The sequence below is a fragment of the Stenotrophomonas sp. GL_101 genome, from assembly GCF_057835675.1.
On the sequence record NZ_CM174432.1, the window covers coordinates 2,372,213 to 2,396,388 of the forward strand.

The 24,176-nt window shown below is 66.5% G+C and carries 17 protein-coding genes; 11 read left to right on the plus strand and 6 right to left on the minus strand.

The window, feature by feature from the left end:
• Window positions 1-42 precede the first annotated feature (42 nt).
• Window positions 43-1,026, minus strand: a complete 984-nt coding sequence (locus AC3IR9_RS10470) for a LacI family DNA-binding transcriptional regulator (RefSeq protein WP_489295654.1) — start codon at window positions 1,024-1,026, stop codon at window positions 43-45.
• 164 nt (window positions 1,027-1,190) lie between these two features.
• Here AC3IR9_RS10470 and ptsP point away from each other — a divergent pair, with 164 nt between their 5' ends.
• From ptsP to AC3IR9_RS10495, 5 genes are all read left to right on the plus strand, one after another.
• Window positions 1,191-3,692: a phosphoenolpyruvate--protein phosphotransferase gene (gene ptsP, locus AC3IR9_RS10475; protein WP_489295785.1), complete on the plus strand. Its 2,502-nt coding sequence runs from the start codon at window positions 1,191-1,193 to the stop codon at window positions 3,690-3,692.
• A complete protein-coding gene (locus AC3IR9_RS10480) occupies window positions 3,689-4,645 on the plus strand; it encodes a 1-phosphofructokinase family hexose kinase (protein ID WP_489295655.1) in 957 nt (318 codons plus the stop codon). The genes ptsP and AC3IR9_RS10480 overlap by 4 nt, the downstream gene beginning before the upstream one ends.
• A gap of 41 nt (window positions 4,646-4,686) precedes the next feature.
• On the plus strand, window positions 4,687-6,390 hold the full coding sequence (locus AC3IR9_RS10485) for a PTS fructose transporter subunit IIC (protein ID WP_489295656.1): 1,704 nt from the start codon (window positions 4,687-4,689) through the stop codon (window positions 6,388-6,390).
• An 81-nt stretch (window positions 6,391-6,471) separates the two neighbouring features.
• The gene (locus AC3IR9_RS10490) at window positions 6,472-7,728 is read left to right on the plus strand and encodes a carbohydrate porin (protein ID WP_489295657.1); all 1,257 of its coding nucleotides are present in this window, start codon (window positions 6,472-6,474) and stop codon (window positions 7,726-7,728) included.
• A 271-nt stretch (window positions 7,729-7,999) separates the two neighbouring features.
• Window positions 8,000-9,087 (plus strand): IS3 family transposase gene (locus AC3IR9_RS10495; protein WP_489290575.1). Its coding sequence is split into 2 segments (ribosomal slippage): window positions 8,000-8,252 and window positions 8,252-9,087, totalling 1,089 coding nucleotides; the frame shifts between segments, so codons are not numbered across the junction.
• Here AC3IR9_RS10495 and AC3IR9_RS10500 read toward each other — a convergent pair.
• The 4 genes from AC3IR9_RS10500 to AC3IR9_RS10515 form a co-directional block, all read right to left on the minus strand.
• Entirely contained in the window at window positions 9,015-9,302 is a 288-nt protein-coding gene (locus tag AC3IR9_RS10500; RefSeq protein WP_489290577.1) for a nuclear transport factor 2 family protein, read from the minus strand. The two genes, AC3IR9_RS10495 and AC3IR9_RS10500, sit on opposite strands and share 73 nt — an antisense overlap.
• Window positions 9,271-9,882 (minus strand): hypothetical protein, encoded by a 612-nt coding sequence (locus tag AC3IR9_RS10505; RefSeq protein ID WP_489290579.1) that lies wholly within the window; start codon window positions 9,880-9,882, stop codon window positions 9,271-9,273. The genes AC3IR9_RS10500 and AC3IR9_RS10505 overlap by 32 nt, the downstream gene beginning before the upstream one ends.
• 341 nt (window positions 9,883-10,223) lie before the next feature.
• Window positions 10,224-11,228, minus strand: coding sequence for an extracellular catalytic domain type 1 short-chain-length polyhydroxyalkanoate depolymerase (locus AC3IR9_RS10510; RefSeq protein WP_489290580.1), 1,005 nt, complete (start codon window positions 11,226-11,228; stop codon window positions 10,224-10,226).
• Window positions 11,229-11,315: 87 nt separating this feature from the next.
• A complete protein-coding gene (locus AC3IR9_RS10515; RefSeq protein ID WP_489290581.1) occupies window positions 11,316-12,719 on the minus strand; it encodes a GntP family permease in 1,404 nt (467 codons plus the stop codon).
• Window positions 12,720-12,876: 157 nt separating this feature from the next.
• On the opposite strand from AC3IR9_RS10515, the gene AC3IR9_RS10520 reads away from it, so the two are divergent.
• The 4 genes from AC3IR9_RS10520 to AC3IR9_RS10535 all read left to right on the plus strand — a co-directional run bounded on the left by AC3IR9_RS10520 (window position 12,877) and on the right by AC3IR9_RS10535 (window position 19,852).
• Window positions 12,877-15,075, plus strand: a complete 2,199-nt coding sequence (locus AC3IR9_RS10520) for a TonB-dependent receptor (RefSeq protein ID WP_489290583.1) — start codon at window positions 12,877-12,879, stop codon at window positions 15,073-15,075.
• 11 nt (window positions 15,076-15,086) lie between these two features.
• Window positions 15,087-15,965, plus strand: coding sequence for an alpha/beta fold hydrolase (locus AC3IR9_RS10525; protein WP_489290584.1), 879 nt, complete (start codon window positions 15,087-15,089; stop codon window positions 15,963-15,965).
• Window positions 15,962-16,447 (plus strand): MaoC family dehydratase, encoded by a 486-nt coding sequence (locus AC3IR9_RS10530; RefSeq protein ID WP_489290585.1) that lies wholly within the window; start codon window positions 15,962-15,964, stop codon window positions 16,445-16,447. The genes AC3IR9_RS10525 and AC3IR9_RS10530 overlap by 4 nt, the downstream gene beginning before the upstream one ends.
• 69 nt (window positions 16,448-16,516) lie before the next feature.
• Complete coding sequence (locus AC3IR9_RS10535) at window positions 16,517-19,852, plus strand: hybrid sensor histidine kinase/response regulator (RefSeq protein ID WP_489290587.1); 3,336 nt, start codon at window positions 16,517-16,519, stop codon at window positions 19,850-19,852.
• 18 nt (window positions 19,853-19,870) lie between these two features.
• Here AC3IR9_RS10535 and AC3IR9_RS10540 read toward each other — a convergent pair whose 3' ends face one another.
• The gene (locus AC3IR9_RS10540; RefSeq protein WP_489290589.1) at window positions 19,871-20,545 is read right to left on the minus strand and encodes a response regulator transcription factor; all 675 of its coding nucleotides are present in this window, start codon (window positions 20,543-20,545) and stop codon (window positions 19,871-19,873) included.
• A gap of 88 nt (window positions 20,546-20,633) precedes the next feature.
• Between AC3IR9_RS10540 and AC3IR9_RS10545 the strand changes: the two genes are divergently transcribed.
• On the plus strand, window positions 20,634-22,487 hold the full coding sequence (locus tag AC3IR9_RS10545; protein ID WP_489290591.1) for a 3-hydroxybutyrate oligomer hydrolase family protein: 1,854 nt from the start codon (window positions 20,634-20,636) through the stop codon (window positions 22,485-22,487).
• A 24-nt stretch (window positions 22,488-22,511) separates the two neighbouring features.
• Window positions 22,512-24,173 carry a fatty acid--CoA ligase gene (locus AC3IR9_RS10550; protein WP_489290593.1) on the plus strand — a complete coding sequence of 554 codons (1,662 nt, stop codon included), beginning with the start codon at window positions 22,512-22,514 and terminating at the stop codon, window positions 24,171-24,173.
• Window positions 24,174-24,176: the final 3 nt, after the last annotated feature.

Consider the following 24,176-nt stretch of genomic DNA (forward strand, 5'->3'; position numbering starts at 1 on the left):
GAGCTGGACTGGCCATCGGCGCTGACGACCTCATCTGCCGGCTCATTTCCCTGCCGTAGATCCCCGCACCCTGCATCGCCCTGTCATCACCAGTCTGCGCACGGGCAATTCCGGCGTGCGCAGACGTTCCAGCAACAGCGACATCGCGGCGCGTCCCATCTCTTCGACCGGCTGTTCAACCACGGTGATGCCTGGCTCTACCAACTCGGTCCAACGTTCGTTGTCGAAACCTGCCAGCGCCAGCTCCCCTGGGATCGTAAGGCCTGCGTTGCGTGCCGCCTTCAGTGCCCCCATCAGCAGCAGGCTGTTGCTGGTGACCAGCGCTTCGGGCCGTGACGGGCTGGCCAGCCACTGGCCGGCTGTAGCGATGGCGGCTTCGGCAGTGGGTTCGACTTCCCGGTAGTCCGGCTCCAACCCGTGCGCACGCATTGCAGAGAGGTAGCCATCTCGCCGCTCGGCTGCGGTAGTACTGGTGCTGCCGAACAGGCCGCCGATGCGACGATAGCCACGTTCGACCAGGTGTTCGACCAGTCCGGCCATCGCTGCCGGGTTATCAAGCACTACGCTGTCGATCGCGCCGCCGGGTGCGGCGCGATCGACCAGCACGGTGGGATGGTCCAGCGTCAGCCGTTCCAGCCGGCCCAGCGTGGTCCGGGTCGGCGCGAAGATCAGCCCGCTGATCCGCTCTTCCTGCATCAGTTCCAGGTACAGCGCCTCGCGCTCAGGGTCTTCGTCGGTGTTGCAGAGGGTGACGCGCAGACCTTCGCGATAGGCCACCTCCTCCACCGCGCGGATCAGCGCCGTAAAGAACGGGTTGCGGATGTCTGCCACGATCACGCCGATGATGCCGGTGTGCCGGGTGCGCAGCCGCCTTGCCTGCAGGTTGGGGCGATAGCCTGTCTGGCGGACCGCCACCTCCACCCGGGCGCGCACCTCCTCGCTGACCGGGCCACCACTCAGCGCCCGCGACACCGTGGATTTGGACACGCCCGCCACGCGCGCGACGTCATTGATGCTGATGCTCATTGGAAACGTTCCCGGAAAATGGCGCTACTTTTGGCAGGCGGCCCTGAACAGACATGCTAACCGCAAAGCTGCAAGGCACTTTTGTGCAGTGCACATTGAAATTTGATGTGGGAACGTTCCCAATACCTCCCAGCACACCGCCCCTGGAGCCTGCCTTGCCCTCCCTGCCCCCCTCCTCTCCCGTCAGCCGGGAACTGATCCGCCTGGGCGCCCGCGCCCGCGACAAGGCCGACGCCATCGCCCAGGCGGCGCAGATGCTGGTGGCTGCCGGCTGCGTCGCCCCTGGCTACGAGGCCAGCATGGGCCGCCGCGAACAACTGGCGGACACCTTCCTCGGGCACGGGGTGGCAATTCCGCACGGGCTTGGCGAAGACCGCCAGATGGTACGTCGCGACGGCATCGCGGTGCTGCAGTTGCCGCAAGGCGTGGAATGGAACCCGGGCCAGGTCACCCGGCTGGTGGTCGGCATCGCCGCCCAGTCCGATACGCACATCACCCTGCTGCGCCGGCTGACCCGGCTGATCCAGGATGAGGCCACGCTGCAGCGCATGTTCACCACCAGCGATGCGAGCGAGATCGTTGCGGCGCTGGCCAGCGATGTTGCGACCACCGCTACCGGCGCGCCGGCAGCCGATCTGGCCGAACGCTTCGACTGGGTCATTGCCTACCCCAACGGCCTGCACGCGCGCCCGGCCACGCGCTGGGCCGAGACCGCGCGCAGCTTCGCGGCCCGCGCCCAGGTGCGCGCCGGCCACCAGGCCGCCGATGCCAAGAGCCTGGTGGCACTGCTGCAGCTGGGGCTGCGTGAGGGTGATGCGGTCACGGTTTCCACCGAGGGCGCCGATGCGCCGGCGCTGTTGGCAGCACTCCGCAAGGTGATGGACGGGCTGGTACCACAGGAAAAGGCCGATGCCGAGCGCGCAGCGCAGCGCAAGGCCGCGCCGGTTGCTGGCTGGAATCCGCCCGACGCGCAGGCCACGGTGGTCGGTATCGGCGCCAGCCCCGGTCTTGCGATCGGTCCGGTGCATGTGCTGAGCAGCACGCAGGCCGAGGTTGCCGACCACCCCACCCCGCTGGGCGAAGGCGGCGCACGCCTGCAGGACGCGCTCGGCCGCACCCGCCAACAGCTGGCCGCCCTGCAGGACGACACCCAGCGCCGGCTCGGCGCCTCCGACGCGGCGATCTTCAAGGCCCACGCGGCGTTGCTGGACGATGCGGACCTGATTACCCGCACCTGCCAACTGATGGTGGACGGCCACGGCGTGGCATGGTCGTGGAACCAGGCCATCGAACAGATCGCCAGCGGGCTGGCGGCGCTGGGCAACCCGGTGCTGGCCGGGCGTGCGGCCGACCTGCGTGACGTCGGCCGCCGCGTCCTGGCCCAGTTGGACCCGTCTGCGGCCGGCGGCGGCCTGGGTGACCTGCCGACGGAACCGTGCATCCTGCTCGCGGCCGATCTGTCGCCGTCAGATACCGCCAACCTCGACACCCGCCGCGTGCTCGGCCTCGCCACCGCACAGGGCGGGCCGACCTCGCACACCGCGATCCTCTCGCGCACGCTGGGGCTGCCGGCGCTGGTGGCCGGTGGCAAGGAACTGCTGGCGATCAGCGCAGGCAGCGAAGCGATCCTCGATGGCAGCAGCGGGCGGCTCTATCTGTCTCCATCCCCGGCCGATCTGTCCTCGGCACGCGCGTGGATCGCCGAACAGCAGGAGATCCGCGAACGCGAAGCGGCGCAACGCGCGCAGCCTGCGCAGACATCGGATGGCCACCGCATCGACATCGGTGCCAACGTCAACCTGCCCGAGCAGGTACCGCTGGCGCTTGAACAGGGCGCGGAAGGTGTGGGCCTGATGCGCACCGAGTTCCTGTTCCTCGAACGCGGCAGCACGCCCAGCGAGGACGAACAGTACGCCACCTACGTGGCCATGGCGAAGGCGCTGGACGGCCGCCCGTTGATCGTGCGCGCGCTCGACATCGGCGGCGACAAGCAGGTGGCCCACCTGGAACTGCCGCACGAGGAGAATCCGTTCCTGGGCGTGCGTGGTGCGCGCCTGCTGCTGCGCCGCCCCGACCTGCTGGAACCGCAGCTGCGTGCGCTGTACCGCGCGGCGAAGGACGGTGCGCGCCTGTCGATCATGTTCCCGATGATCACCTCGGTGCCCGAGCTGATCACGCTGCGCGGCATCTGCGAGCGCTTGCGCGCCGAGCTGGGGGCGCCCGAAGTGCCGGTCGGCATCATGATTGAAGTGCCGGCCGCCGCTGCGCAGAGCGATGTGCTGGCACGCCACGCCGACTTCTTCTCGATCGGCACCAATGACCTGACCCAGTACGTTCTGGCGATCGACCGCCAGAACCCGGAACTCGCCGCCGAGGCCGACAGTCTGCACCCGGCAGTGCTGCGCGCGATCCGCGCCACGGTTGAGGGCGCGCGCGCGCATGGGCGCTGGGTAGGCGTTTGTGGCGGCCTGGCCGGCGATCCGTTCGGCGCGGGGCTGCTGGCCGGTCTTGGCGTGGACGAACTATCCATGACACCGAACGATATCCCGGCGGTGAAGGCGCGCCTGCGCGGCACCGCGCTGGCCGATCTGCAGGCACTGGCCAGAACCGCACTGGATTGCGAAACCGCCGAGCAGGTGCGTGCGCTGGACGGAGCGCGGACATGAGTACGCGCGCCATCACCATCACCCTGAACCCGGCGATCGACCAGACCGTGCGGCTGGCGCGCCTGCAGCCGGGCCACGTGCACCGCGCCCGCAGCAGCCGTGACGACGCTGGCGGCAAGGGCATCAACGTTGCCGCCTGCCTGGCCGACTGGGGCGTGCCGACGACCGCGCTGGGCGTGCTCGGTGACGGCAACGACGGCGTGTTCCGTTCGCTGTTCTCGGCACGCGGCATCGCCGACGGCTGCGTGCGCGTGCCAGGCCAGACCCGCACCAACATCAAACTGGTGGAAGAAGACCGCAGCGAGACCACCGACATCAACCTGCCCGGCCTGTCGCTGGGCAGCGCCGAACTGGATGCGGTGTCCCGCGGGCTTGCCGACCTGCTTGTACCGGAGCTACCGGTGGTGCTGTCCGGCAGCCTGCCCTCGGGGCTGCCAGCCGATGCGTGGGCGCGACTGCAGGCGCAGGCCGGCGCCGCTGGCGCGCGCGTGCTGCTGGATACCAGCGGCGACGCACTTGTTGCCGCCTTGGGCGGCATGCAGGGCGCGCTGCCCTATGCGGTGAAGCCCAACGGCCATGAGCTCGAGGCGTGGGCCGGCAGGTCGTTGCCGGATCGCAGCGCACTGCGGACAGCCGGCCAGAGCCTGATCGAACGCGGGGTCGCGCTGGTGGCGATCTCGATGGGCACCGACGGCGCGCTGTTTATCGATCGCAATGGCGCACTGGTGGCGCGACCGGCACGGTTGGCGCAGGGCAGCTCGGTCGGCGCGGGCGACGCCATGGTTGCCGGCATTGCCGCCGCACTGCTGGAACCGGCCTTCACCCTGGCCAACTGCGCACGGCTGGCGACAGCGTTCTCGATGAGCCGGCTGGGAAGCGGAGATGCGCGACGGCTGGATCCGGCGCAGGTGCGCGAGTGGACCGGCGATGTACTGATCGAACAGTTGGATTGAACCCACTGCAAGCACGAACCCGAAGAATTCCTGGAGTTTCCATGCACGCTTCCATCGTCGTCATCGCCGCAGGCGAACGCAGCATCGAGGCGATTCTCGCCGCCGAAGCGCTGCGCCGCGCCGCCCGCCAGCGCGGGCTTGAACTGGTGATCGAAATCCGCAGCGACCAGGGCGTGACCGACGCTCTGCCCGCCGCACATGCCGCCGCCGCGACACAGCTGCTGCTGGTGGGCGACGGCGAGGCCGACACGTCCCGCTTCGGCAATGCCGGCATCGTCCGCGCAAGCCTCGGCGAGGTGCTGGACGACCCGCTTGCTGCACTGGCACCGCTGGCCGTCGCGCCGACGACCGTATCCACTGCGAACGCCGGCAAGCACATCGTCGCCGTTACCTCCTGCCCGACCGGCATCGCCCACACCTTCATGGCGGCCGAGGGCCTGCAACTGGCCGCCAAGGCACTGGGCCACCTGATCCGGGTGGAAACCCAGGGCTCGGTCGGCGCGCAGGACGCATTGAGTGACGAGGAAATCGCCGCCGCCGACCTGGTGCTGATCGCCGCCGACCGCGAAGTTGATCTGTCACGTTTCGCCGGCAAGCGGCTGTTCAAAAGCGGTACCAAGCCGGCGATCAACGACGGCCAGAACCTGATCCGCAAGGCGCTGGCCGAGGCCGGTGTGCACGCCGGTGCGGTCGCTGCCGGCCGCACAACCGAAAAGACCAGGACCACCGGCCCCTACAAGCACCTGATGACCGGCGTGTCTTTCATGCTGCCGTTCGTCACCGCCGGCGGCCTGCTGATCGCACTGGCGTTCGCGCTGGGCGGCATCTACGCCTTCGACGATGCACACAAGGGCACGCTGGCCTGGTCGCTGTTCCAGATCGGCGCCAAGTCCGGCTTCATGTTGATGGTGCCGGCCCTGGCCGGTTACATCGCCTACTCCATCGCCGACCGCCCCGGCATCGCGCCCGGCATGATCGGCGGGCTGGTTGCGGTCAACATGGATGCAGGCTTCATCGGTGGCATCCTGGCTGGCTTTATCGCCGGCTACGGCGTGTACTGGATCAACCGTGCGCTGCGCCTGCCGCGCAGCCTGGAAGGCCTCAAGCCTGTGCTGATCCTGCCGGTGCTGGGCACGCTGCTGGTCGGCCTGTTGATGATGTACGTGATCGGCACGCCGGTCGCTGGGCTGCTGGCGTGGCTGACCGATTGGCTGCGCGGCATGCAGGGCAGCAGTGCGATCCTGCTGGGCCTGCTGCTGGGCGGGATGATGGCGGTGGACATGGGTGGGCCGGTCAACAAGGCCTCCTATGCGTTTTCCACCGCGCTGATTTCCAGCCAGGTCTACACGCCGATGGCGGCGACGATGATCGGTGGCATGACGCCGCCGCTGGGCATCGCGCTGGCAACCTGGCTTTTCAGCAACCGCTTCACTGCCGAGGAACGCAGCACGGCCGGTGCCGCCGGCGTGCTGGGCCTCAGCTTTGTTACCGAAGGTGCGATCCCCTATGCCGCGCGCGATCCACTGCGCACCATTCCGGCGCTGATTCTTGGCTCTGCCGTGGCCGGCGCGATCTCGATGGCCGCTGGCGTTGAACTGAAGGTTCCGCACGGTGGCGCGTTCGTGCTGCCGATCCCGAATGCGGTTACCCACCTGGGCGTCTACCTGCTGGCGCTGCTGGCCGGTGTCGCGGTTACTGCGGTCGCGCTGCGCGTCCTCAAGAAGCCGGTCACGTCCTCGTCCTGACCCCTTCCGTTCCCACGCTCATCCGCCGGTCCCTGCGCATGCATGGGCCTGGCGACCCATGACCTGCACCAGGAGCCCCGCATGACCCTCCTTTCCCGCCGCCGCCTGTTGCTGGTCGCGATCCTGCTGGCCCTGCCGTCGCTGGCTACCGCCGCCGACGCAGGCGACGTCTTCGTCCCCAAGCTTGCCTACACCGGCGAGGCTGCCGCCACGCTCGACGGTGGCAAGCGCAGCGGCACAGCCTATGCCGGCCAGTTGATGTTCGGTGCCGACGTGAACCTGGATGCCGCGTTCGGCTGGCGGGGCGCGACGATCAAGGCCTACGGCATCAACCGCCATGGCACCAACCTCGCTAGCAGCAGCACCGGCAACAGCACCTCGGTACAGGAAATCTACGGTGGCCAGGGTACGCGCCTGGCCAACCTGACCCTGGAACAGAAGCTGCTCGACGACCGCCTGGTACTGGAAGCCGGGCGCAGCGTGGCCAACATCCATTTTCTCGGCTCCGAGCTGTGCCAGTACTTCCAGGGCAATTCCGCCTGCGGCAACCCGACCTACGTCTTCCGCACCAGTAATTTCACCTGGTGGCCGGTATCGAGCTGGATGGCCGATGCCACCGCCTGGGTGACGCCCGATGTCTACGTGCGTGTCGGCGCTTACCAGGTCGATCCGAGCCAGGCCGAGGACGGCCAGCACGGCCTGAAATGGAGCACCAACCAGGCCACCGGCTGGGTGGTGCCGTACGCGATCGGCTGGCGCAGCCCGGCGTCGGCGCGATTGAAGGCCAGGTATGAACTCGGCGGCTGGCAGGACAACTCGACCTACCGCGATCCGCTACGCGACGCCAACGGCATTCCGGCGCTGCTGAGCGGCCGGGAATACGCAACCCGCCACGGCCGCTCAGGCGCGTTCGCCCGCTTCGAGCAACAGCTCACCGGCGACGGCGACGGCCGCGGCATGACCGTCTTTGGCGCCGCGCTCAAGGGCACCTCCGGCCAGTTGATCGAGGATCACTTCCTGCAGGCCGGCCTGGTGCAGAAAGGCACGTTTGCCAGCCGACCGCAGGACAACATCGCCTTTGTCGTCACCCAGCAGAAGTACAGCGGTATCGCCCTGGAAAACCTGCGGCTGGCCCGTGCCGCGGCCGGCGGCAGCGGCACCCCGCACGGCAGCCAGGTGATGATGGAGTTGAGCTATGGCATCCAGCTCACCCGGCAGCTTCGGATCGCGCCGAACCTGCACTACATCGTGCATCCGGACCAGTTCGACGAACCAGCACGCCAGCGCAACCTGCCGAATGCGCTGATCGCCGGGATGCGGATAGATTGGAGCCTCTAGGGAGACCGGCACTCTGTAGAGCGAAGAATCGCGACCGCTCGTTGTCGAGCTGGCGGGCGCTGGTCAGGCGCTTATACCAAGATTGCGAAATGGAGTAATGGCTCGTCTGACCCTGCAACCTACGCATTGCTCGAACGGACAACCAGACCAGGCATGCACTCAGGGATACGAATATCCCGGAACAACACTCGCTATTGCTTCTGGTAATCCCCCCGCAGGTTAGTAGCAGCCAGAAGTGGAATTTTCTCGTAACCTAACCCGAGGAGATCCCATGAAGAAATCACGATTCACCGACAGCCAGATCATCGCCGTACTCAAGCAGGCCGAGGCCGGCACGCCTGTCCCGGACCTTTGCCGACAGCATGGCATCAGCTCAGCGACGTTCTACAAGTGGCGCAGCAAGTTCGGCGGCATGGATGCGTCCATGGTGTCCCAGCTAAAAGAACTGCAGGACGAGAACCGGCGGCTGAAGAAGATGTACGCCGATGCCCAGCTCAGTGCCGAGCTGCTGAAGGAAGCGCTCTCAAAAAAATGGTGAGGCCATCTCAGCGTCGCGAGATGGCCAGACTGGCGGTCCAGGCAGGCATCACCAGCATCGTTCATGCGTGCAGGACGTTCGAGGTGAGTCAGACCTGCTACCGCTATCAGGCCAAGGCCTGCCAAGAAAATGCGATCATCGCTGACTGGTTGCTCAGGCTGACCAGCGCCTACCGCGATTGGGGCTTTGGGCTGTGCTTCCTGCACCTGCGCAACGTGAAGGGCTTCGCTTGGAACCACAAGCGCGTGTATCGGATCTATCGCGATTTGGAGCTGAACCTGCGCATCAAGCCGCGTAAGCGCATCGTCCGAGAAGTGCCGGCGCCGCTAGCGGTTCCGAAGGCGGCGAACCACACTTGGTCGATGGATTTCATGCACGACCAACTGGCTGATGGACGCAGCTTCCGGATGCTCAACGTACTGGATGATTTCAACCGGCAGGGTCTGGCGATGGAGGTCGACATCTCCTTGCCTGCGGCGCGCGTTATCCGCAGCTTGGAACAGATCATTCAATGGCGCGGAAAGCCTCGCGCCATACGCTGCGACAACGGGCCCGAGTACATCAGCGGAGCGCTGCAAGCATGGGCCGAGCAGCAAGGCATTGCGCTGCTCTACATCCAGCCAGGCAATCCTCAGCAGAACGCCTACATCGAACGCTACAACCGGACCGTGCGTTACGCTTGGCTTGCCAGCAATCTGTTCAATGACATCCAGCAGGTCCAGGACATCGCCACCCGTTGGCTATGGACTTACAACCACGAGCGACCGAACATGGCGCTCGGCGGCATCACGCCAATGCAGAAGCTTGCACTGGCAGCGTAGTTCCACTTTTGGCGACCGCTAAAAGCGGGGGGATTACCCCCCGAGCGATGCAACTGCAGGTCATCCGCCTTCGTATAGATGCCGCCCCCTGGCCCGACGAACACCAGGTCATCATCAATCAGGACGTCCAACTCAGCCACATCGCTGTGCAGCATGGCAACGCGAAGCCGCTCTTCGTACGCTTCAATCTGCATGTGCGTTCGCCAGCTCCGCATCGGCCTCTGGCGCCAGGGTGTGAATCACCTCGCCTTTCGCATTGAGGAACTCGATGGCGCCGTAGCCTTCTTCGGTTACCGTCAGCCGCAGGCGTGTCCTGTCGGCCTTGTCGTTCAACGCGATCGCGGGGGCTCCGTCGGCACCCACCACCATGCGGATGCGCGTGGACGTTTTAACCCCGGGAACCAAACGGTTGTCCAGGGCCGGTTCGCGCAGCAGCGGCGGCGCCTGGTTGATCGAGAACGCCACCTCCCCGTCCGGCGAAACGCGCCAGCCGATGGCATCCATCGCCGGGTGATCCAGGGCCAGAACGGCCATCCCCCCGGCTACATCGGCGGTGCCGAAGCCGCCCCGCTCGCTGCCCTTGTCGTCGTAAAGCACCAGCCCGGCGACGTTGAATGCCCGTCGGTATTGGATCCCGTCGATGATCGGGGCCGGCGTCCGGCCTGAAAGGGTCATGCGGATCACGCCGTTCTCGTCGACGATATCGATGCGTTGGGCAGTGATCCGATCATGGTCAGGCGTGGCGACCGTTGTCTCCGGACTGCGGGACTCGATGATGCGTTGCAGCGCGCCCAACGAGGGCCGGGACGGACCTGAATCCTCCGTCGCATGGGACAGGGAACAGACAACTAGCGGGGCAAGGTGGAGTTGATTCTTCTGATTACCGCTATCCGATGGCAGCAGTCTATTCGGGGCGGCATGTACGCCGTTTCGATCTGAATCTCGTGACGCGCGACGCATTCCGGGCAGGAAGGCGGTCACGCATGGAGCGCGGGTACGGCTCGTGGGTGGGATCGCGCGCCTGGGATCTTTTGACGTGTTTGGCGCCATTCGCGCGCGACGGCCGCAGAAGCAGCGGACCAACGGTCCGCTCTACGAGATCCCCGGCCTTTGGGCGGGCCGGGGATTCCATAGGCTCAGCGCTGCTGATCCTTCAGGAACAACCACGTAATCAAGGTGGCATCCGGTCCCTTGGGATCGGTAAACGGCAATCCCGTCTGGCTGCCACTCCAGGCATGGCCCATCCCCTGCACAACGTAATGCTGGGCCAGCGTCCTGCCGCCGTAGGTGTAGGTGTCAACCCGATATGCGCGCCCACCCGGCACCTGCCCGTTGTAGGTATTGGTCGGCACATACTTCACCGAGTCGTTGTCCAGGCCATCGTCGGCCAGGTCATTGGTCTGCAGGAACTGGCGCACGGCCTGCTGCCCGTTCACCGGGTTGACCGTAGCATCGGCGCTGCCATGGAACACCAGCACCGGGACCGGTCGCGGCGTCGGCGAGCCCGAGCACTGCCAGGCCAGCCGCCCGTTGCTGTCCGGCGAGTAGATGCTGCCGGCCAACAGCGCGTAGGCGCTGCCGGAGATCGTGGTCGCGCCCTTGTACATGCCGCCGGAATGGATCGCGCCGGCGGCGAACACATCCGAATAGCAGGCCAGCATGATCGAGGTCATTGCACCGCCGGCGGAAATACCGGTGACGTAGACCCGGTGCGGATCGATGCTGTAGCCCGTTTTCACCTTGTCCACGATCCCGGCCAGGATCGAGGCCTCACCGCTGCCGCGCGCCTGGTTGATCGGCAACTGCCAGTTCCAGCAGCGTGCGGGGTTGGCAGTGACGTTCTGGCGCGGGTACACCACGATGAAGCCTTCCGTATCGGCAACGTCATTGAAGCCCGACGCCTCGCCCATCAGGTTCGGCCCGTTGACGCAACCGTGCAACACCAGCAGCAGGGGTAGCGGCTGGGTTTCGTCGTAGCCGGCCGGCACCCACACCTGGTACTCGCGGGCGCCGAAAAGATTGCCGAACAGACCCACATCCCAATGTCCGGTGGGGCTTGCCGCAAAGACGCTGCCTGCCGTCGCCAGCCAGGTGCACAGCACCAGTAGTACTGCCTTGATCGAAGCGATTCCAGATTTCATGACCAGATCCTCATGCGTGAGTCGTGGATGAAGGGGTACCGGGAATCCTCGTGGACCAGCCTTCCAGAGGGTGCTGCGACGCCGCTGTCAAACCCAGCCGGTGGCGTAATAGATGCCGATCACCACGAACACCGCGAGGGTCTTGATGATGGTTACTGCGAAAAGGTCCTTGTACGCCTGGCGATGGGTCAGCCCGGTCACCATCAACAAGGTGATGACCGCACCGTTGTGCGGCAGGCTGTCCATGCCGCCGGAGGCCATCGCAGCGACGCGATGCAGCACCTCCATCGGGATGCCGGCAGCCTGCGCATTGGCGATGAAGGTGTCCGACATGGCGGCCAGGGCGATGCTCATGCCGCCCGAGGCCGAGCCGGTGACGCCGGCCAGGCCGGTCACCGTGACCGCTTCATGCAACAGCGGATCCTTGATCGAGCCCAGTGCGTTGGCCACTATCATGAAACCGGGCAATGCGGCGATCACCGCACCGAAGCCATACTCCGACGCGGTGTTCATGGCGGCCAGCACCGCACCGCTGATTGCCGCCTTGGTGCCCTCGGCAAACTGGGTCACCACCGGGCGCCAGGCCAGCGCCAGCACCGACAGGATGCCGACCAGCAACGCCCCCACCACGGCCCAGATCGCCCCGATCTTCGCCACGTCCTGCACCACGGGCGCGGCGTTGCCCATGATCGATGGCACGAAGCTGTGCGCGCTGCCATACCAGTGCGGCATGCCCAGGGTGAACAGCTTGTTGGAGAGGAAAACCAGCACCAGCGGCAGCACGGCAATGCCCGCATGCGCCAGGTGGGTGCCGGTGAACGGTGCCGGCTCGTTGACCAGGGTGGCCGGGTCGCCGTAGCCCTCGCCGTTGCGCACGGCAACGCGACGGCGCCACTCCAGGTACGCCATGCCCACCGCAAGCACGAAGAGGCTGCCAAGTGTGCCCAGCACCGGTGCGGCCCAGGTATTGGTACCGAAGAACGTTGTCGGGATGATGTTCTGGATCTGCGGCGTCCCCGGCAACGCGTCCATGGTGAAGCTGAAGCCGCCCACCCCCAACGTGGCCGGAATCAAGCGCTTGGGGATGTTGCTCTGGCGGAACATCTCGGCCGCGAACGGATAGACCGCGAACACCACCACGAACAGCGACACGCCACCATAGGTGAGCAGGCCCGAGACCAGCACGATCGACAGCATCGCCCGCTGCGGACCGAACAGCCGGATCGCCGCGCCGACGATGGACCTTGAAAAGCCGGACAGTTCGATCAGCTTGCCGAACACCGCGCCCAGCAGGAACACCGGGAAGTAGAGCTTCAGGAAGCCGACCATCTTGTCCATGAACAAGCCGGTGAACATCGGTGCCACCAGCGAGGGATCGGTCAGCAGCACCGCGCCGAGGGCGGCGATGGGCGCGAACAGGATCACGCTGTAGCCGCGGTAGGCCATCAGGATGAGGAAGCCCAGTGCTGCAAGTACGATCAGTAACGACATAGGGTGCTTCCAGGTGAGGACGCGCCCAGTATCCGGATCTGACCGCCGCTGCCGACTGGACCTAGGTCCACTCGCCGGTGCACCCCGGCACCGTTAGCCTAGGGCTCATGGGTGGCATTGGGCCATCTGCAACGCACATGCCTTGGGGGAGGACCGAATGAAACGGAATTGTCTGAGTATTATGATCGGCGCGCTGTTGGCCTCCGGGCCGGTCCTGGCACAGGAGGCGCCCCACGCCGCACCGACGGCAGGCAAAACCGCTTCGGCCACCAACCTGGACAGCATCACGGTGACCGCGCGCAAGCGCGAGGAAACCCTGCAGGAGGTTCCGGTGGCGGTCACCGCCTTCACCTCTGAAGCGCTGGACAAGATGAACATCCAGGACATCGGAGACCTCGATGGCCAGGTCCCCAATCTGACCATCTATGCCGCACGCGGCGCCAGCAGCACGGTCACCGCGTACATCCGCGGGATTGGCCAGTCCGATCCGACCTGGGGCGCCGATCCGGGCGTGGGCATCTACCTGGATGACGTCTACATCGCGCGCCCGCAGGGAGCGCTGCTGGACGTCTTCGACGTATCGCGCATCGAGGTGCTGCGTGGCCCACAGGGGACGCTGTATGGCAAGAACACCATTGGCGGTGCGATCAAGTACATCTCGCGTGGCCTGCCCACCCAGACCGAAGGCTTTGCCCAGATCACCGTGGGCAACTACAACCAGCTGGATGCCAAGGCAGCCCTCGGCGGCCCGCTGGGCGGGCCCGACAGTGGCCTGCGCGCGCGGGTGGCAGTGGCCAGCATGAATCGTGACGGCTTCGGCGAGAACACGTTCAACGGCCAGCCGGTCAGTGACAAGCAGATCAATGCGGCACGCCTGAACCTGGGCGCGTATGCGGGCGAGGATCTCGACGTGCAGTTCGCGCTGGACTGGATCAACGACCAGTCCGGTATGCGCGGCTCGAAGATGCTGGCGCCCAACCCGTTCGTGCGGGCCTACCCGCCCATGGATAGCCGCTATGACATCCGCTCGGGCATGCGCAACATCAACAACGTAGAGACCAAGGGCGCCTCGGCCACGGTGAACTGGCGGCCCAGCGAAGACGTGGCAGTGAAATACGTGGTGGCCAAGCGCGAATCGGACAGCGAGGCGAACATCGATTTCGACACCACGCCGGTCAAGCTGGCCGACGTGGGCGGCACCTATACCGACAACCAGGTCAGCAACGAGGTGCAGCTGAACTATGATGCCGGCGGCCGGGTGCGCGGCGTGGTGGGCCTCTACCAGTTCAGCGGTGAGGCCGGTGGGCAGATCCAGAACAATTACTTCAGCGCGCAGTTTGCCGACAACCAGGGCAAGGTGCTGACCGACAGCATCGCGCTGTATGCCGATTGGACCTTCGACCTGACCAGCAAGCTCAAGCTCGACGTGGGCGCCCGCTACACCGACGAGGACAAGCGCGCGATCGTGTTGAACCGCCTCTACGCCGACCCGACCTTCAGCCGGCCCGTCGCAGTGACGGCGGATTTCGACAAGAAAACCAACTTCACCAATGTCTCGCCCAAGGTATCGCTGGACTACCAGCTCACCCCGGACATCATGGTGTACGGGTTGGCCACGCGTGGCTTCAAGTCGGGGGGTTACAACATCCGCGCCAACGCCGTGGCGGTGCCGCGCTCGGCCGAACCGTTCGATGATGAATCGGTGGACAGCGTCGAGATCGGCAGCAAGATGGCCTTCCTCGACCAGCGCCTGTTCCTGAACCTGTCGGCCTTCCACAACAAGTACAAGGACATCCAGCTGTCGGTGTTCACCGGCATCGATACCAATGGCGATGGCGTCGACGATGCCTTCTTCGGCGACTTCACCAACGCCGGTTCCGGCACCGTCAACGGCCTGGAAATCGAATACCAGTACCTGCCCACCCAGCACTGGCTGATCTCCGGCAACCTGGCGTGGCTGGACACCAAGTATGACCAGTACATGGACCGCGGCATCAACGTTGCCGACAAGATGAAATTCACCAACGCACCGGACTTTTCGGGCGCGTTGAATGTGGAGTACCGCACCGAGCTGGCCAAGGGCGGCAACCTGTCCGCACGGGTGAGCTACAGCTACCAGAGCGAGGTGTGGCCGACCACCGACCTGAGCCCGGTGATCCGCCAGGAGGGCTACGGGCTGGTCAATGCCGGGGTGATCTGGAAGCTCGATGACGCCTGGACGTTCTCGCTGCAGGGCACCAACCTGGCCGACAAGGAATACCGCACCACCGGCTACAACATTCCGGCGGTCGGCACGCTGATTGGTTTCTACGGCCCGCCGCGCCAATATAGCCTCAGCGTCCGTTACGATTTCTAGGAAGCCCCTGCATGACGCCGTCTTACGATGACCTGTACTGGCACAGCAGCGATGGCCTGCCCCTGCACGCGCGCGACCATGCACCGGCCGCGGGGCAATCACCCCGTGGCACGGTGGTCTGCATTCCGGGGTTGACCCGCAATGGCGCCGACTTCGATGCCCTTGCCGAGTCGCTGACCGCCGTCGGTTGGCGCGTGCTCGCCGTTGACCTGCGTGGGCGTGCAGGGTCGGCGCGTGCACCGGACCCGTCCAGTTACTCCCCGCGCGCCTATGCCGACGACATGGTGGCGCTGCTGCAGTCACAACACATCGACAAGGCGGTGTTCATCGGCACTTCGCTGGGCGTGCTGGTCACCATCACCCTCGCTTCGCGCGCGCCCGAGGTAATCGCTGCAGCGGTGCTCAACGATGCCGGCCCCAAGGTGCCGCGCGAAGCCCTGGCGCGGATCGGCAAGTATGCCGGCAAGCCGGTGCCACCGATGGATCCCGCGCAGGCTGCGGCCTATGTGGAATCCATCGGCAAGGCCGCGTTCCCGCGCTTCACCGCCGAGGACTGGCGGGCGATGGCCGCACGCACCTTCCGCCAGCGCGACGATGGGCTGCTGGAGCTGGACTACGACCCGGCCGTGATCCGCACCACGCGGCCGTGGGTGCTGTGGCTGCTGCGCCCGGTGCTGTGGCGCGCGGTGCGTGGGCTGACCGCACGCGTGCCGGTGCTGGTGGTTCGCGGGGCGTTGTCGGACATCCTGCCAGCCGATGTTGCACGCAGGATGGCCGCTACCTCCCCCACCGCCCGCCTGGTCGAGGTGCCGGAGGTGGGGCATGCGCCGACCTTGTCCGAACCTGCGGCACGTGACGCGATCCTGGTGCTGCTGGAGCGCGTGCGATGAGCACCGACGCGACGATCACCGAGCTCCCTGCTGCGCTGCAGGCCCTGCGGCAATGGGCGGCAAGCGAGCGGCTGGGCGGCGGCACGCGCATCGCGCAATCGCGCATCGATGCCTTCGCAGACGCCACCGGTGACCACAACTGGATCCACGTCGATCCGGCCCGCGCGCAGGCCGGATTGCCGGGCGGGCAGACCATCGCGCACGGCTTCCTTCTGCTCTCACTTACCGTCGAAGACGATGTGGCCGCCCTGACCGGCTTCCCCGGCATCGCCCACGTACTGAACTACGGCTTGAACAAGGTCCGCTTCCTGGCGCCGGTGCCCAGTGGTGCCGAGGTCCGGGTGCGCTCGCGGCTGGTATCACTGGAAGCACGCCAGCCAGGCCAGTGGCTGCTGACCCAGCACAAGACCGTGGAGGTGATCCCCGGCGGCGAGGTGGCACTGGTTGCCGAGCAGCTGTCGCTGATCGTGACCGCCGCCTAGCGCTGGCCCACCCCACAGCGCATGGCCGGCCGGCTGCCCGCCGGCTGCGGTTCTCTCTACACTGGAGCGATGTTGACGCCCTCCATCGTCCTGTTCGCCTGCATCGCCTGGACCGTGCTGCTGTTTGGCGTCGCCCTGTGGGGGGAACGCCAGGGGCACCGCCTCTCCAGGGTCTGGCCGGCCATCTACGCGCTGTCACTGGGCGTGCACTGCACCGCGTGGACCTATTACGGGGCCGCCTCGCAGGGCGTGCAATGGGGCTTCCCGATTCCGCCGACACTGATCGGCATGGCGCTGATCTTCGCCTTCGGCCTGCCGTTCCTGGTCCGGCTTGGGCGGTTGGCCAAGCAGCACAACAGCGCCACCATCGCCGACCTGGTGGTCGCGCGGCTGCGTGCTGATCAGGGGCTTGGGGTCACCATCACGCTGGTCGCACTGTTCGGCATCATTCCTTACATCGCGCTGCAGCTCAAAGCCGTCAGCCAGGGCCTCGGCGCATTGCTCGGTGATGCGTTCGCGGCCAGTGGGTGGCGGCTGGACATGTCGTTCTGGTTCGCGCTGACGATGGCGGCGTTCACCATGCTGTTCGGTGCGCGCAAGGCGTCGGCCACCGAGCACAACCGCGGCATCGTGGTCGCGCTCGGCCTGGAATCGCTGTTGAAACTGGCAGCGCTGCTGGCCATCGGCCTGTATGCCGGCGTATCGGTGCACCAGGCGGGCACGCCCCTGCTTGACAAGATGGTGCAGCTCCCCTCCCCGGCGGTCATCCCCGATTTTCTCACCATGGTGGCGCTCGGTGCGATGGCCGCGTTCACCCTGCCCCACCAGTTCCATGTGGGCGTGGTCGAGCTGCGCCGGTCCTCGGATCTGAAGACGGCGCGCTGGCTGTTCCCGCTCTACCTGTTGTTGATCGGCCTGCCGTCGGTGCCGATGGCGCTGTCCGGTGCCGCACAGCTGCCGGCGTCGGTGTCGCCCGACCTGTACGTGCTGGCCCTGCCGCTGGAACGCGGCCACCACCTGCTGGGGCTGCTTGCGTACCTGGGCAGCCTGAGCGCTGCCACCGGCATGATGATCCTGTCCGGGCTGACCCTGTCGATCATGCTCGGCAACCACGGCGTGGGCTCACGCCTGATGGGCGGCGCCGATCGTTTCGACGCCGGCGCCGACCTGCGCCCGCGCGTACTGGCGTTCCGTCGCGCCGGCATCCTCGCTGTGTTCCTGATGTCGTGGCTGTACAGCCGTGCGATGAGCGGCACCGAGGCGCTCAGCGATTTCGGCCTGATGTCGTTCACCGCGCTGTCTCAACTGGCACCGGCGGTCCTGCTGGCGGTGTATCGCCCGCGTACGCCCTCCCCGGCCATCATCGCCGGCATCGTACTGGGCTCGCTGGTCTGGCTGTGGCTGGTGTTGCTGCCGATGGTGGTCCCGGCCCCGCCGCCGTCGGCCAACCCCGACGGGCTGCATTGGCTGGCGATGTTCTCGCTGCGCCTGCAGCCGGGGCATATCGCCATCAGCATGGGCGCCAGCCTGGCGGTCAACCTGGTGACCGTTGTACTGGTGTCGCGTGCGGTACGTCCGTCGCTGCCGCGGCAGCGGGATGCGGTGGCCGCCGCGTCGCTGCGCAAGACGGCCGGTCGCTTCCTTGGCCAGGAACGGGCACGGCAGCTGATGGACGGACATGACGGGCAGATGCTGGATGACGACCGGGTCACCGCCATCGAGCGTGAACTGACCGCCGTGGTCGGTGCCGGCATGGCGCGGCTGCTGGTGGAGGCCGCACGCGATGGCGGCGCCGCGCCCCTGGACGCGGTCACCCGCGCGGTCGGCGAAGCCACCCAGGTGCTGCGCTTCAACCAGCGCCTGCTGGAAGCGGCATTGGAAAACATGAGCCAGGGCATCAGCGTGGTCGATGCGCAACTGCAGCTGGTGGCCTGGAACAGCCGCTATGCCGCGCTGTTCAAATTTCCCCCGGCGCTGCTGCAGGTGGGACAGCCGGTGGCCAACCTCACCGCCTGGGCAGTGGGACAACTGAAGATCGGCGACAGCCCCGGTGACACCCCCGACAAGGCGTTGCAACGCCGCGTGGTGCACATGCGTCGCGGCACCCCGCATCTGTCCGAGCGGATATTCCCAGACAACACCATCGTTGAAATCCGCGGCAATCCCATGCCGGGTGGCGGTTACGTGGCCACCTTCACCGATGTCACCGCCTTCCGTCGTGCCGAGGACGCACTCAAGCGCAGCAACGAAACCCTCGAGGGTCGCGTGCAGGACCGCACCGCCAGGCTGGAGCAGGCCGTGCACGAGGCCGAACGGGCCAACGTGGCCAAGACCCGCTTCCTGACCGCGGTCGGCCACGACCTGATCCAGCCCTTGCATGCGGCGCAGTTGCTGACCGACGCCATGTCCCAGCACATAGAATCGGAGTTCCTGCACAGCTTCCTGCGCCAGATCCGCGGCGCCCTGGACTCCACCGATGACCTGCTCTCGGGCCTGCTGGATATTTCGCGGCTGGAAGCCGGTGGGCTGGTCGCCGATCCGCGCCCGTTCGCGCTGTCGACGGTGCTGGATCCGCTTGCGCAGGAGGTCGCCGTGCTGGCCGCCGCGCACGGCCTGCAGTTCCGCTATGTACGGACCCGCGCCTGGGTACACAGCGACCCGTTGCTGCTGCGCCGCGTGCTGCAGAACTTCCTGGCCAATGCCATCCGCTACACCCGCCGTGGCGGCGTGCTGCTTGGCGTGCGTCGCCATGGCCGCATGTTGACCATTGGTGTGCATGACAGTGGCCCCGGCATCGCTGCGGAGCAGCAGGCGATTGTGTTCGAGGAGTTCCACCGCGGCGACCGCAGCAATGGCCAGGGACTGGGCCTTGGCCTGACCATCGCGCACCGTATTGCCGACCTGCTGCATGCATCGCTGGAACTGCATAGCGTGCCCGATCGCGGCTCGGCCTTCTCCATCAGCGTGGCGCGGGCAACGCCGCCTGCCGCCCCTCGAACCGAATCCCCTGCGGGAGGAAACAGCACCCTCAAGGGCACCCGCGTGCTGGTGGTGGACAACGATCCAGACGCGCTGGAGGCCATGCGACAGATGCTGCTGTCCTGGGGCTGCGAGGTCATCGCGGTGCGCGACGCCAGCGCGATGGATTCCTCAACACACGAGGCTGCACTGTGGTTGTTCGACTACCACCTTGACGAGGGCGATACGGGTATCGCGCTGTGGAAGCGCCTGGTCGCCGCGCATGGGCCGCGGCCGACGGTGATTCTCAGCGCCGATACCGGCAGCGACACGCGCGAGGCGGTGCGCGGGGTGGGTCTATCGCTGCTGAACAAGCCTTTCAAGCCGTTGGCGCTGCGTTGGGCGATCAACCATCTGCTGGCAACGCCCGGCGCGGCAAACGCCTGACCCCGCACACGCTGCAGATCAGGCGTCCTGCGCCTGTTCGATCTGCCGGGAGGGATCGGTCAAGCCCATTTCGTGCAGCACCCGGATCGCCTGCGCACGATTGCGTACACCCAGCCGGCCCATGATGCGGGTCATATGCGCCTTGACCGTGCGCAACTGCACGCCCAGCCGGTCGGCGATCTGCTTGTTGAGCAGCCCTTCGGCCACCAGGCTCAGCACCTTGTACTGATGCGCGGACAGGCTGGCCAGGCGCGAGGCAAGGTCGGCGTCCTTGCTGAAGGGCGTCACCCGCGCCACGGGCTCGCGCAGCAGCGCCGGGATCCAGCGCTCACCCTCCAACACGGTCTGCAGTGCGGACTGCAGGTCGGTCAGCCCCGAACTCTTGGGCAGATAGCCGGCAGCGCCCAGATCGATGGCACGGCGGATCACGTGCGGCTCTTCATTGGCCGAGACGATGATGATCGCCAACCCCGGTTGCAATGCACGGATGGTCGCCAGCCCGGCAAGCCCATGATTGCCCGGCATATGCAGGTCCAGCAGCATCAGGTCGATCTGCTGGCTCTCCAGGATCTCGAGCACGCCGTGCAGCGAATCGGCTTCGCTGATCTGCAGATCGGCAACCGCCTCTTCAGCCGCACGATGCAGTGCCGCGCGGAACAAAGGGTGGTCATCGGCGATAAGCAGGGTCGGCATGTCCAGCGGAGATTATCAAATCGTCCGCCGTTGGGCACGGGTACCTAGGTACGCTGGCGCATCCGCCGTGGATTGCTAGTGTGGCGCCATGAACATCGCCCGCCCCGCTACCCTGCTTTGCGCCGCGCTGCCGCTGCTGTCGGGCTGCGTCTCCATCGCCCATGCCGCCACACCCAGCCACATCCCTACAGTCCCGGTGTTCGAGCAGTGGCGGGAAACCGGGCATCGCGGCAACGATGACCTGCTGACTGCGGGGTTGGGAATCGACGCCCTGCGCTCGGCCACCGCGCCGGGCTTCGCCCGCCCGGCCCAGCCTACCGCCGACGAGGCCCGGCGCCGTGCGATCTGGAGCAGCTGGCGCGGTATCGCCGACCTGACCCCCGGCGGTGGCTTCGGCGATGTTTATGGCAGCCTGCAGGCGGCCCCGGGGCGCGAATTCTCGGCCTATGCGCGCGTCCCCGGCGCGCGCCACCCCCACCGCGTACTGGTGCAGGTGCCCGACAACTTCGACGCCTCGCGACGCTGCCTGCTCGTCGCCGCATCGTCCGGCTCGCGGGGCATCTATGGCGCGATTGCCGTTGCCGGCAGCTGGGGCCTGGCGCACGGCTGCGCCGTCGCCTATACCGACAAGGGCGCCGGCAGTGACTATTACGACCTGGACGCCAGGATCGGTTTCCAGGCCGACGGCACGCCCGCCAGCCAGGGCGCACTGGCATTCGTTCCCGTGGCTGCGGCAGCCACGCAGGGCATCGCCTTCAAGCACGCCCATTCGGGCGACAACCCGGAAGCCGATTGGGGCCGGCATCTGCTGCAGGCGCTGCAGTTCGGCCTGCAGGCGCTGGACCGCGCCTACCCTCGATCGGCCCCGTTCACGGCGGCCAATACGCGCACGCTGGGCGTGGGTGTTTCCAATGGCGGTGGCGCCGTGCTGCGTGCGGCGGAGATCGAAGGCGACTGGTTCGATGCGATGGTGGCCGGCGAACCGAACGTCTCGGTTGCCGGTGCACCGCCGCTGTACGATTTCGTGACCCAGGCGGCGTTGCTGATGCCCTGTGCGTTGCTGGCACTGGATGATCTGCCACAACCGCCCCTGCAGGCACAGGCAACGCTGGCAGGGGCCCAGCGCTGCGCCATGCTGAAATCGGCCGGGCAGGTGCAGGGCGATGACACGACGGCACAGGCACAGTCGGCACGGCAGCAGCTTGCCGACGCTGGCTTGAGCGACGGTGCGCTGCGCGCTGGCGCGTTTTCGACCGGTTTAGATCTGTGGCGCGCGATCGCGGCGACCTATGCCTCGGCCTATGGACGCTATGGCGCTGGCGACCATCCCTGCGCGTACCGCTTCTCGGCCACCGGGGCTGACGGTAAACCCGGTCCGGCGGCAGCGGAGGTGCGTGCCACCTGGTGGAGCGAGGGCAGTGGCATTCCGCCGGGCAGTGGCGTGGTGCTGGTGGATGGCAATGCGGCACGGTCGGCAGACGATCCGCTGCGCGGCCTGAACTGCCTGCGCGCGCTCGGCATGGGCGACAGCACCGATGCCCGGCGGGTGCGCACCGGCATCGCCGACGCCAGCGCCAACGCCCCGCGTCGCGGCCTGCCGATCGTGGTCATCCACGGCATCGACGACGGGCTGGTGCCAATCAGCATGACCAGCGATCGCTACGTGCCGCTTGCACGCAAGGCAGGCGCGCAGATCGCCTATTGGCGGATCAACAACGCACAGCACTTCGACTCGCTGATGGCCTTCCCGGAGTACCGGAAGCGGTATGTGCCGCTGCTGCCCTATATGTTCGCGGCGCTGGACCAGGTGTGGGGGCACCTTGAGGATCCAGCGCACGCGCTGCCGCAGGATGCACTTGTGCAGCCAACACCACGCGCTGAAACACCGTTGCTGCGTGAGCAGCTGTCCATTCCCGCCGTCCAGGCCATTCCCGGCCGCTGACGCGTTGCTTACCAGGATTACCCGATGTCGCCCACCTCCGCCGCACACGTGACCGCCCCCGAGGCCAACGCCTATCCGCTGCTGATCAAGCAGCTGCTGCACACGCCACTGGCGGTGCGTCCCGCGCAGGAAATCGTCTACGGCGACAAGGTTCGCTTCGACTACCGCACACTGCAGGCGCGCATCGGCCAGTTGGCCGGGATGCTGACGTCGCTGGGGGTAAAGCACGGCGATACCGTGGCAGTAATGGACTGGGACAGCAACCGCTACCTGGAGAGCTATTTCGCCGTGCCGATGATCGGTGCGGTGCTGGTGATGGTGAACATCCGGCTGGCGCCAGAGCAGATTGCCTATACGCTGAATCACAGCGGCGCGCGGGTGCTCCTGGCCAACCGTGAGTTCCTGCCGGTGCTGGAAGGCATCGACGAACAGCTGCCGGATCTGCGCATGCGGATTCTGCTGGATGATATGGGGGGTCCACTGCCCACGGGTTTCGTTACCGAGTATGAAACCGGGCTGCGCGGGGCCACGCCCATCACCCGCTTCCCGGACTTCGACGAGAACACCCGCGCCACGATGTTTTATACGACCGGAACCACCGGCCTGCCCAAAGGCGTCTACTTCAGCCACCGGCAACTGGTACTGCACTCACTGACGGCGATGGCCGCCCTGGGCAGTGCGCCCAGCCAGGGGCGCCTGCACCGCGATGATGTCTACATGCCGATCACCCCGATGTTCCATGTCCACGCGTGGGGCCTGCCATACGTGGCCACGCTGATGGGCGTCAAGCAGGTCTATCCCGGTCGCTATCTGCCGGGGCAGCTGCTGGCGTTGATCGCCCGCGAGAAGGTGACCTTTTCGCACTGCGTGCCGACCATCCTGCATATGCTGCTTGACCATCCAGGCGCTGCCGATACCGATCTGCGCGGATGGAAAGTGATCATCGGCGGCGCGGCACTGCCGCGGGCACTGGCGCAACAGGCACTGGCACGTGGCATCGACATTTTCGGCGGCTACGGTATGTCCGAGACCTGCCCCTTGCTCACCCTCGCCCAGATCGATGCAGGCGCACTGGCCGGTTCGGACGAGGCGCTGTCGCTGCGCACCAAGGCCGGCATCCCGGTGCCGCTGGTGGACCTGCGCATCGTCGACGAAGACATGAACGATGTCGCCCACGACGGCATCGCCACCGGCGAAGTAGTGGTGCGCGCGCCCTGGCTCACCCAGGGCTATCTGCACGACCCGAACGCGTCGGCGGCCCTGTGGGCGGGCGGTTACCTGCATACCGGGGACCTTGGCACCATCGATGCCGGCGGCTACCTGCGGGTAACCGACCGCATCAAGGATGTGATCAAGACCGGCGGCGAGTGGATCTCCTCGCTCGCGCTGGAAGACATCATCGCCCTGCATCCGGCGGTCAACGAGGTCGCCGTGATCGGCATCGCCGATGCGAAATGGGGCGAGCGGCCATTGCCCTTGGTGGTCAAGCATGCCGGCAGTGATGTGACCGAAGCGGAGATCATAGAACTGGTCGCGGCACGCAGCCGCTCAGGCGATATTTCCCGCTACGCGATCCCGGACCGGGTCAGCTTCGTTGAGTCGATAGAACGCACCAGCGTGGGCAAGATCAACAAGAAGCAGCTGCGCAGCCTGCATGACCTGAGCGCAGCCGCAGACGCCCGCTGACAA